At 40.0% G+C, this 11013-nt stretch carries 11 protein-coding genes and 1 pseudogene; 5 read left to right on the forward strand and 7 right to left on the reverse strand.

Annotated elements, in window-relative coordinates:
* Window positions 1-60: 60 nt before the first annotated feature.
* Window positions 61-234 (forward strand): hypothetical protein, encoded by a 174-nt coding sequence (locus CHI10_RS22180; protein WP_175609047.1) that lies wholly within the window; start codon window positions 61-63, stop codon window positions 232-234.
* Window positions 235-241: 7 nt separating this feature from the next.
* Here the strand turns inward: CHI10_RS22180 and CHI10_RS02725 are convergent, their stop codons facing one another.
* The 4 genes from CHI10_RS02725 to CHI10_RS02740 form a co-directional block, all read right to left on the reverse strand.
* The gene (locus CHI10_RS02725) at window positions 242-1504 is read right to left on the reverse strand and encodes a glycoside hydrolase family 18 protein (protein WP_095242739.1); all 1263 of its coding nucleotides are present in this window, start codon (window positions 1502-1504) and stop codon (window positions 242-244) included.
* 220 nt (window positions 1505-1724) lie between these two features.
* Entirely contained in the window at window positions 1725-2411 is a 687-nt protein-coding gene (locus CHI10_RS02730; RefSeq protein WP_095242740.1) for a hypothetical protein, read from the reverse strand.
* 137 nt (window positions 2412-2548) lie between these two features.
* Entirely contained in the window at window positions 2549-3127 is a 579-nt protein-coding gene (locus CHI10_RS02735) for a TerD family protein (RefSeq protein WP_095242741.1), read from the reverse strand.
* Window positions 3128-3241: 114 nt separating this feature from the next.
* Complete coding sequence (locus CHI10_RS02740; protein ID WP_048010026.1) at window positions 3242-3823, reverse strand: TerD family protein; 582 nt, start codon at window positions 3821-3823, stop codon at window positions 3242-3244.
* A gap of 242 nt (window positions 3824-4065) precedes the next feature.
* Here CHI10_RS02740 and CHI10_RS02745 point away from each other — a divergent pair, with 242 nt between their 5' ends.
* On the forward strand, window positions 4066-4995 hold the full coding sequence (locus CHI10_RS02745) for a 3'-5' exonuclease (protein ID WP_095242742.1): 930 nt from the start codon (window positions 4066-4068) through the stop codon (window positions 4993-4995).
* Between the two features lie 116 nt (window positions 4996-5111).
* Window positions 5112-6014: an aldo/keto reductase gene (locus CHI10_RS02750; protein WP_095242743.1), complete on the forward strand. Its 903-nt coding sequence runs from the start codon at window positions 5112-5114 to the stop codon at window positions 6012-6014.
* 42 nt (window positions 6015-6056) lie between these two features.
* Here CHI10_RS02750 and CHI10_RS02755 read toward each other — a convergent pair whose 3' ends face one another.
* Window positions 6057-6545: a hypothetical protein gene (locus CHI10_RS02755; protein WP_095242744.1), complete on the reverse strand. Its 489-nt coding sequence runs from the start codon at window positions 6543-6545 to the stop codon at window positions 6057-6059.
* Between the two features lie 266 nt (window positions 6546-6811).
* Here CHI10_RS02755 and CHI10_RS02760 point away from each other — a divergent pair, with 266 nt between their 5' ends.
* The gene (locus tag CHI10_RS02760) at window positions 6812-7720 is read left to right on the forward strand and encodes a hypothetical protein (protein WP_095242745.1); all 909 of its coding nucleotides are present in this window, start codon (window positions 6812-6814) and stop codon (window positions 7718-7720) included.
* Between the two features lie 38 nt (window positions 7721-7758).
* On the opposite strand, the gene CHI10_RS02765 is transcribed toward CHI10_RS02760, so the two are convergent.
* Both CHI10_RS02765 and CHI10_RS02770 read right to left on the reverse strand, forming a co-directional pair.
* Complete coding sequence (locus tag CHI10_RS02765) at window positions 7759-8709, reverse strand: 3D domain-containing protein (protein WP_095242746.1); 951 nt, start codon at window positions 8707-8709, stop codon at window positions 7759-7761.
* A 283-nt stretch (window positions 8710-8992) separates the two neighbouring features.
* Window positions 8993-10501 (reverse strand): annotated as a pseudogene (locus CHI10_RS02770) (PAS domain S-box protein); the annotation flags it as partial.
* 304 nt (window positions 10502-10805) lie between these two features.
* On the opposite strand from CHI10_RS02770, the gene yhfH reads away from it, so the two are divergent.
* Window positions 10806-10940, forward strand: a complete 135-nt coding sequence (yhfH, locus tag CHI10_RS02775; RefSeq protein WP_009334590.1) for a protein YhfH — start codon at window positions 10806-10808, stop codon at window positions 10938-10940.
* The last annotated feature ends 73 nt before the right edge of the window (window positions 10941-11013 follow it).

The raw sequence follows: 11013 nt of genomic DNA on the forward strand, positions 1-11013 counted from the left end.
CCCGAAGTATGAGATAATGGATAAATAACACTTAATCGAATTAACGAAAGAGGGATCAGTGTGAAGCGCAGAAATAAATTTGAACAAAATGATGTTGTGATTCTGGTTGATACAGGAGAAAAAGTGACAATCAACAAAACATGCTATGTGGCGAAAATGAAAAAATACACGTATACGATTAAAGAAAATCCGAAAATGTTTTATTTCGAAGAAGAAATGAAGGAAATTCTTTAAGAAGTGACTATAGAATAGTAAAATTTTTATCCGCAAAGGCCCAGTTCTGCGGAAAACGCAAGCTCAATTGCCAGTATGTCATCCCTAATAGATTATACTGGTCAATTAACTTATATTTTTCAGTTATGCTGCGGATATCTTCAAACCATACCACATGCTCTTCTGCTCCATTCCAGTATCTGAACCATGGGGATGCTGCATACCCATCAAATTGAATAATCGCTCCTCTGCTTAATGCTAAATTTTGAATGGCTTGCATGGAAAATGAGCGGGTACGATTATCCGCGGTTCTCCAGTCATAGCCATATAACGGCAAGGCGATTTGCAGTTTTTTCGGTTCAATCTGGGTGGTTGAGTATTTAATAACCTCCTCGACCCACCATAGCGGAGCGATGGGATTGGGAGGACCTGTGGGATAACCGTAATCCATGGTCATTACTGCAACAATATCTGCTCCCTCTCCAATGGCTTTATAATCATATGCCCCTATTATCCGGTTTGTTGGGATATCTTCAGTCTTAGCATGTACATTAACATGAAGAATTTTTGGCCCTAAGGCATTTTTTAATTCTTTAATGAATGAATTGAAATCCTGGCGCCTTTGCGGCGGGATAAATTCAAAATCCAGACTGATGCCTCCATACCCTTTTTGGCTGACAAAATTCATCAGGCTTAAGATTAAGTTCCTTCTATAAACTGGCCTTTCAAGTACCCCTCCAATTAATTCAGCATTAAAATCCCCTTGGGCAAGATTACGGATCATCAGCAGCGGAATGACATTCAAGCGTCTGCTTTCTGCCAATATGGCTGTATCGTCAAGCTCTATATAGGCATACCCTTCCCTTGTCAGCGAGTAGGAGGAAATGGCAATGTAGGTTAAATGCCTTGCGGTTTCCCTGAAAGCGGGCAACAATGTTTCAGGAGAATACGGGACTATGAAACCTAACGTACTCATAACTAGTTTACGTGCTGATGGGATGTTTAATTTCTGGCCGATATAGAGCAAATCCGGGATGATCCCCGGATTTGCTGACAAAATGGCACTAATTGATGTCTGGAAACGCTGGGAAATGGTCCATAGTGTGTCTCCCTGCTTTACTGTATAAGCTCTGATAACAGGTCCATCTTCCGAAATATATAGAGCTAAACCAGGGATAATGCCAGGTCCATTTTCAAGCCCATTTGCCGTTATTATGCTCATGATCGGAATATTAAACTTTTGTGAAATGCTCCAAAGACTATCGCCTGCCTGAACGATGTGAATTCCCATAAAGCACCTCTTTTCACTTGCTTTTAAGTTAGTTTATGGGTGTGGCAAGCCTGAATAGTACAATAAGGCATTATTAGAGCGCTTTCTATAATACTGGAGATTGTTTCGGTGCTGCTGAATGATTGGACGGGGTGTTTTTGATACTTGCAAAGCGCATTACTCTCAAAAAAACAAGTGGCTACAAGAATTCTTGATAACCACTTGTTGATCCTTCTATATATTACAAATAATCTGCTTCATGCCCGCCGAGTGAGTCCATGTGGCTTGCAATCATAGCAATGATCGTGCTTGCCTCTTCTTTACTGAAGATAAAGTGATCTTCATCCTTGATCATTTCCTCGTCATCTGTCCAAATGCGATTCACCCTGCGCAGGACGCCATCACCTGTTTCCTGGACTACTCCAAACTGATAGGTTACCTCCACTTCATCTTCCTTGAAAAAGGCGGTCACTTCAGGAGTTTCCCACTCTACATCTACTTCTTCAAAGATATCTCCTTCGCCGCCGAAGTCATATTCATCGGCGATGATAAAATCTTCGTCTTCTGATGCATAAATTTCTTCATTATCTTCAAAGTCGAATTCATCATCATCTGCCTCATTCATGTAGTCATGAAGGCTTTCATGGACGGTATCGATGATGTCTTCAATATCAAAAAGCATTGTTTTAGATGTATGTCCAAGTTCAAAGTCAAAGTCTTCTACATAGAATTCTTCATTATGCGGATCAAAGAAAAGTGTGCAAAAGTACTCTCTGTCATTATCATCGGTTTCAATGAAAAATTCCATTCTGGGATGCTTGGCACCCCGGTCAACCGACATATGGCCAATCTGATCATATTTGCTGCAAATGGATTCAAGATGGTCCTGCAATTCACCGCTTACCCTGTCAAACCATTCTAGTGACATACTGCATCCCTTCCTCTCAAGGTTTTTCTCAAATCTATTGTTCCCACTTGCCATTTTTTCAAGTATGGGATAATTATCCATAGGCCCGTAATGTCACAAAAAAACACCCGATACAAGTCGGGTGCCTGAGATGAAAATTAAACCTGCAGTCCGTAGTTCCGGCAAAGGGCTGCCAAACCTCCTGAGAATCCGCTGCCAATGGCATTGAATTTCCAGTCATTTCCATGACGGTATAACTCACAGAAAACTACGGCTGTTTCGATTGAAAAATCTTCTCCAAGATCAAAGCGAAGCAACTCCTGATTATTGGATTCATCCGCTAATCTTACGAATGCATTGGAAACCTGGCCGAAATTTTGCTGCCTTAATTCTGCATCATGAATCGTAACCGTTATGCCAATGCGATGGACGTGTGAAGGGATTTTGGTGAAATCAACAACAAGCTGCTCATCATCACCGTCGCCTTCACCTGTCCGGTTGTCTCCAGTGTGAATAACTGCCCCGCTTGGATGCTGAAGATTATTGTAGAAAATAAAATCATGATCATTTGCACATTTACTGTTTTCATCAGCGAGAAATGCAGATGCGTCAAGGTCGAAATCATGTCCGCCGCTATATTTGTTTGTGTCCCAGCCCAGGCCGATTATGGCTTTCGTCAGACCGGGATTCGTTTTAGTCAGATCTATTCTTTGACCTTTGGATAATTGAATACCCAAGATACTCACTCCTTCATAACCCAAATCCATTTTTCATGACAGATCACCTGTGTATAGGTTTCCCCTAAAGAGAAAGCCAGGAAAAGCTGATGCTCTGCCTGGCAAAAATAAACCTTACCCTACCTGCAAACCGAAGTCGGTTGCAATGCGGGCAAGTCCGCCCTGGTAGCCTGAACCGACAGCAGAGAATTTCCATTCTCCGTTGTGACGGTATAATTCACCTACAACAATGGCAGTTTCAATAGAGAAATCTTCGCCTAGATCGTAACGGATTAATTCTTCATTTGTTTCTTCATTGACGATTCGAACAAATGCATTAGAGACCTGTCCAAAGTTCTGGCCGCGTCCTTCGCCATCATGGATGGTAATAACGAAAGAAATCTTCTCAATGGCGGCAGGAACAGCGCTAAGATTGACTTTGACTTGCTCGTCATCGCCATCTCCCTCACCTGTTCTGTTATCTCCTGTATGTACGACTGAGCCATTGCCGCCTTCAAGCTGGTTGTAGAAAATAAAATCTTTATCTGATGCACATTTGCCATTGGCATCTAATAAGAAAACACTGGCATCAAGGTCAAAATCCAAGCCGCCATCATATTTATTCGTATCCCAGCCAAGTCCTACTATTACTTTAGACAATCCGGGATTCGTTTTTGTTAAATCAATTTTTTGCCCTTTCGATAAAGAAATACCCACGTTCATCCATCCTTTCAGATTCAAAAATTTTTTAACAGCATCGTTGAAATACGCAGCTGTCAACTATGTACACCTTTAGTGTAAACGTTTCAAAAGAAATCGTAAACCGATTTGCTATTGAGGCGGGAAAAAAGTTCTATAATATGTAAACTATCTGATGGATAATTCTGTTCCTTCCTTTTTTACCCGTTATTCTTTATAATGTCTTGTTGGGCAGCTGGGTACAGAAAGGATGATCGCGTATGGCTGAACTAAAGCAGCTGGTTTTCTTTGATTTTGAAATGCTATGCAGCAAAAGTGGCATGCTGTTTGAAGATATGGAGGCCATTCGTCTTGGTGCGGTAAAAGTGGATGTTGAATCAGGCAAGGTCACTGGGTTTGACAGGTTCATCCGTCCGCAGCAGAATTCACCATTAAGTACTTTCTGCAAAGAATTAACCGGGATATCTGACTCTGATTTAGAGAAAGCCGATGACTTCCCTCAGGTGTTTAAGGACTTTCTCTTTTGGGTCGGCGGAGTTAAAAAAGCCAAATTCTTCTCCTGGTCGTCCAGTGATATCCTAAGATTGAAAGCTGATGCTTTGAGGCATAATCTTCCCGAAGCTACTATTGAAAAAATCACTAAAAGATATGTTGATTTTCAGGCTGTTTTCACAAAAAGAGCTTCCCGTACGGCAGCATCTGTTGAAAATGCTTTGTCCTTCTATGAACTTTCTTTTATCGGCAAACCCCATCATCCCATGTATGACGCTTATAATACACTTCGGATTTATCAGTCTTTTGAAGAGCATTTGGTAAAGACCGATTTAATTATGGTACAGCAATTTATCTTTCAGGAAGCTGAACTCCCTTCTGTTGAAAGGCTCAGTCAGGAAATAAAGTATGTATTCCAAAAAGACCTGGTGGAATTCTACTCCAATTTGAATGATGCCTTTCGTATGAAAGATGCCTGGAAATTAATTAAAAAAACAAAAAAGCTTGTTGAGAAATATGAAAATATCCTATTAAGCCGTTCAGGCATTTTTGATGAAGAATTGATTTCTGGTGTTGAAGAGTTAATCACGTTTTATCTGGAACTTCAATCAGCTTATAAAGAGCATTGTTCTTATACATCTAAAATTATGATTCTGCATGAGCAAATGGTTCAACCGCTGCAGAAAATATGCGTATAAAACGGAGGTGACATGACAGTGTTGCCTCTTTTTCATGTGTTTTTGCAGTCGTTTAGCTTGGTATTCTTAAGATTATCAGAGATAATAACTATACTAAAAATGGGGAGATGATACGTTTGGATAGAGTACAGATGGCAGAAGATCTGTCGTTTTCAAGAATTGTCCATGGACTCTGGAGACTGGCAGACTGGAAATTTTCAGATGAAGAGTTAATCACATTAATAGAACAGTGTTTGGAAATGGGCATAACGACATTTGACCACGCTGATATTTATGGAAACTATACATGTGAAAGCCTGTTTGGAAGTGCACTGGAGAAAAAGCCGGAGCTCCGCAGAAAAATGGAAATTGTTACGAAATGCGGGATTGTTCTCGAGTCACCAAACCGGCCTGAGCATAAATCACATCATTACAATACCGGAAAAAAACATATTATTGCTTCTGTAGAAAAATCATTGCAAAATCTGAACACAGATTACATAGACACCCTTCTCATTCATCGTCCTGATCCATTTATGGATCCTGAAGAAGTTGCTGATGCTTTTTCAGCATTAAAGACCGCCGGCAAGGTTAGGCATTTTGGGGTTTCGAATTTTAAAAGCCATCAGTTCACTATGCTTCAGTCCTTCCTTGAAATGGACCTGATTACCAATCAAATTGAGCTGTCTGCCTTTCATCTGGAGAATTTCGAGGATGGCACATTAAATCTGTGCTTGGAAAAAAGAATTGCTCCGATGGCCTGGTCCCCCTTGGCACGAGGGAAAATCTTCAGTGGTACTGATGAAAAATCGGAGCGCCTTAGATCTGCATTGCTTAAAGTAGCAGAAGAAATCGGGGCGAATGATATTGATGAGGTTTTATTTGCATGGCTCTTAAACCATCCTGCACGTATCATGCCAATCGCCGGTTCCGGCAGGATCGAAAGAATTGAACGTGCTGTCCGGGCATTATCTTATAAACTTAACCGGGATCAGTGGTTTGAGATTTACCAAACTTCACTTGGTCATGAAGTCCCTTAATAAAGAAACAGCCCAATTTATAAAATGGGCTGTTTCTTTATTTTATTGGAAAACGCTTTTGAAAGCAGGAGGAGATAATTCCACCTCTTCAAAAACTTTCGTCATCGAATTGATATATTCCTCTTTAAATGGCTCTGCTTCCGCCATATCTTCAGATCCCGCTTTTACAAGCTCGGCTTTTTTAGCATAGTATTGGGATAAGCTATCAACCGCAGCTTCAATATCCTTGGTATAGTCTTTTAATTCCTCCGGTACAGACACGGCTTTCGCATCCTTATCGAATGCTACAGCTGCTTCAGTTGGATCCTGACCTTCAGCAGTTAAGCTTGCATCTGTGCTGCGGATTACTTTTGTCACTTCTCCCTGATAGTTCAGCAGAGCTGAACGAACTTCTTTGGATTCATCAGCAGACTCTGCTGTTTCAGCTGCCGCCTCTTCCTTTTCTTCCCCTTTTGAAGCTTCTTCGTTTGAGCATGCTCCCAGCATTAGTGTCAGTGCAGCTGCTGAAAGCAAAAAAGATAATTTCTTCATGCTTTTGTCCTCTCCTTCTTTTTGTTCAGAGGTAGTTTTGGTTGACTCCCTATGTAGTCAGAGTGATGACATTCCTGTCAATTAACTGACAATTAATAATTTACCTATTTTTTTAATTTTTTGCAACAATTTTATTACGATTTACGAAATTTCTTTAATGAAAGGATGATTTACTGAAAAATGTTTAGGCTTTATAGGACATTGCCCACCCATCACAAAAAGATCCGGCATAGGCTATAAAAAAGGTGAAACTGAGGAGTGTTCCTATGGCACAAAAATCTAATGAAGATGCAAACCCTAAGCTTTATCTAAGCCATTCAGACACTGTTACCAATCAGGGTACTTACCGTCTCAACTTCCTGCAGGAAGTAATAAAAGAGCAGCAGACTGTTAATACCCGCTTGTCTGAAACTTATGAAGATATGAAGACACAGCTTGAGGATTCGTTTGTTGATATGGGGAAGCTTGTAAAAAGTGCTGCCGGCAAACAAAATAATCATATAGGACATTTGGCGGCTAAGATTGAAAAGCAGGATGCTTTTTTAACGGGTTTTTTGGAAATGATGCATGAGCGCGCAAAGGAAAACGATTTAATGAGTAAAAGGCTGGCAGTCCTGGAGGGAATAAATAAGGAGATTCTGGAAACTCTTGAAAATCAAGAGCAGGTAAATCAGAAGATTTTTGAACAGGTTTCCTGTCAGGAAGCGGCAACCCAGGCACTTTCCCGTAAATTTGATAAATTCGAGGCATTTTCCGAAGAAGCACTTTCAAATTTCAAGGCACAGGAAGAAATGAAAGCAGAATTAAGCAAAAAGCTTGATGTACAGGAAGTTTTTCATACTACAGTAATGGAGCGGTTAGACCAGCAGTTCGCATCCTTCTCGGAGGAAGTTGAGAAAAAGTTTAAGACGCAGGAGCAATTGAAAGAAGAATTAAACAAGAAGCTTCAAGAACAGGAACAGGCAAGCAAGTCTATAATGGAACGCTTACACCGACAGGAGGCAATCACCGAAAAGATCAGCAGACAATTAGATCATTTAAAAACTGTTGTTTACGAGCGTGCCGCCCACCTTACTGATCGCTTCGAAAAAAGCATAAAACAGCTGGCAAAACCAGTTCACAGTTTCTTTGTCAGCCAGGAGGAAAAAGCAAAGGATGGTAAGAATAAAGAGTAAAAAAAAGAAGGCACCTGGAGAGTGCCTTCTTTTTACTCTTAATCTAAAATCGTAACTTTAACAGTTTTTCTTCCAAAATTGATGGCATCTTCCTTCGATGGCATAAAGATATCAATCTTATTGCCTTTAATGGCTCCGCCAGTGTCTCCTGCGACAGCTTCACCATATCCTTCAACATGGACTTTGGTTCCGAGCGGAATCACATTAGGATCTACTGAGATTACTTTTTGATCAGGATTTTCTTTTAGATTGATTCCTGTTGCTGTAATTCCAGAGCACCCTTCGCAATTAGCCGTGTAGGCTGTCGCTTCCATATTCAGCACTTTTTGAGGTGCTTCTTCATTTGCAGTTTCCGCCGGTTTTTCTGCAGCAGGCTTGGCAGCTGGTTTGGATTCAGCGGCAGGCTTGGCAGGCTCAGATGCAGGTTTTGATTCCGCAGCAGGCTGTGCCGGTTCCGGATTAGACTCTGCTTCTGGCTTCGCTTCTGGTGCTGGCTGTGATTTTTCAACTGGCTGCGTTTGTTTTACTGCCTGCTGTTCAGACTTTTGCTCTGAAGGTGCAGTAGTTTCTGCAGGCTGTTCGGCCTTTGCCGGAGCGGCCTGCACTGGAGCAGTTACAGCATTAACAGCTTTGGCATCAGGATATAGAATTAATTCATCGTCCGGACGAATTAAATCAGAGCTCAAGCTGTTCCATTCTTTGATTGCCGCAGATGTGACATTATGCTCTCTTGCTATATCCCATAAAGTATCGCCTTTTGATACTATGTATTTCTTTTCAGGGTATACATTAAGTACATCATCCGGATGGATGATATGCGAAGACAGCCCGTTCCATTCTTTGATCATGTCAACTGGTGTATTATATGACTGGGAAAAATCCCATAAAGTATCGCCTTTTTTTACAGTTACTTCTTCTGCTTGTACATTCGCACCTGCTGTTCCGGTAATTGCGGCAGCTGCAACAAAAGTTAAAATAGTTTTTTTCATAAGTTAAAACCTCCCGTATAGCTCGTTTTTAGCTAACGGGGATAATAATAACATGGAATCTCTACTAAAAAAGAACAAACAGATAATAATCCCGTTACGGATATAACAGCCTCATAACAAACATATTTCAAAGTCAGAAGCCATTTAAACTAGGAGTGTGGCATTTCCCGTTATCATGGGATTCTATCCAATGTTATTATAATTTATCCATTTATTAGGATTAACTATTTTTAAACAGGACAGGAATTAATTTCTAATGAAAAAGCCAATCCATTTGGATTGACTATGCAGATCTCGCAGGCAAAACAATATTGAATGTCGTACCTTTATTTAATTCACTCTCGATAAATACTTTTCCATTATGACTTTCAATAATTTTAAAGCTGACCATCAAGCCTAAGCCATTCCCATTTATCTTGGTTGTAAAAAATGGTTCTCCGATATTTTTTAGTTTTTCCTGAGGTATTCCTACTCCTGTATCCTGTATCGCTATCTGCACCTGGTTATTTATGATAGCTGCTCTGACAGTAATATCTCCTCCATCAGGCATCGCTTCAATTCCATTTTTGATAAAATTAAGGAAAACCTGTTTAAGGCGGTTTTCATCACATTCAATCTGGATGATATCCCCTTCATAATCGAAACGAATTTTCACGTCCCGTTTCCGGGCTTCGAATTCCAGAAAAGAGATGACATTCTTTATAATAGGTATGATATCTCTTTCTTCCAGTTCAGCGGCTTTCGGCTTAGCAAGAACCATAAAATCTTCTACTATATTATTTACCCGGTCAATTTCATCTAAAATGATGCTTAAGAATTCTTGTCTCTCTTCATTCGTTTCATCCAGCTGAAGGAACTCTGTATATCCTTTCATTGTTGTCAGCGGATTGCGGATTTCATGGGCAACCCCTGCAGCAAGCTGGCCCACTGCTGCCAGTTTATCCTGCCGATGCAGCACTTCTTCTGTTTTTTTCCTCTCGGTAATATCGTTCCTAATGGCTAAGTATTGATAAGGTTTTCCGTTCGCATTCATGAATGGCACGATTGTTGTATGAACCCAGTAATAGGACCCATCCTTAGCTTTATTTCGTATTTCCCCTTTCCATACTTCTCCAGATCCAATTGTTTTCCATAAGTTCTTAAAAAATTCCTTTGAATGCAGATTTGAATTTAATAACGAATGATTTTGTCCTATCAGCTCTTCCCTGCTGTACTGGGAAATTTCACAAAACCTCTCATTTACATTGGTTATGATTCCTTTTTCATCAGTGAACGCAATAATGGAAGACTGATCAAGAGCAAATTTAATATCGTTAACCTCTTTCAGAGAATTATTGAGATTGGCTTCAGCAGTTTTCAAGGCAGATATATCTGTCCGGATGGAAACATACTGATATGGTTTATTCTTTTTATTGAGGAAGGGTACAATTATTGTCTCGACCCAATAGTAGCTTCCGTCCTTTGCTTTATTTCGTATTTCCCCCTTCCATATTTCCCCTGACCCAATCGTTTTCCATAGTTGGTGGAAAAACTCGGGCGGATGATATCCTGAGTTTAAGATATTATGATTTTTGCCCAGCAGTTCATATTCTTCATATTTGGAAATCTCAACAAATTTGTCATTCACATACGTGATAATCCCCTTAGAATCAGTAATAGCCACAATAGATGATTCATCAAGTGCAGCCTGAACATCATGTAAATGGGTGTCGCTTGCTTCCAGCCGTTTTCTGATTAGGATACTGGACGTGATGAGGCCGCTTAGAATTACAATTCCCACAAAGATTAATATAGGATTAAAAGATTCGATTATCTCAGTCATTGCAGGCTTTTAGCCCCCTCATTTTTACTTTATACAATATGATTGTAATGGAATCATCAGTACCATGGAAGAGGCTGGCGGAAATAAAGTCTTAAGCTCATTAAAACTGGCAAGCTTAAGAGCAGATTTTAACCCGTTTTTTGTCTGACTAAATAATAAATTAAATTTTTTAAAAATTTAATCAAAATACTTCACATTAAAATAAATTTAGTATATACTGTACTACAACAGAAGGAAATAAAATAAACTGTATTATAAAAAGGAGGAATAAGTAATGATTAAAAGTCCGGTTGAATTCTTCAGAACACTTCCCAAAAAGGTATGTCCCGAGTGTGGCCAAACAGTAAAGGAACAGGCTGAATCATACTTAATGGAATGTGATCGCTGTCTGTCAAAGAAAATGGAATAACACAATCAGCGGAAGGCTTCCTGGTCCTTCCGCTTTTTATTTTATTAAGGCTGTTTTCGCAAAGTTTGTTGCT

Origin of the sequence: Bacillus sp. 7894-2, assembly GCF_002272225.1 — a bacterium.
Taxonomy (GTDB): Bacteria; Bacillota; Bacilli; order Bacillales; family Cytobacillaceae; genus Cytobacillus.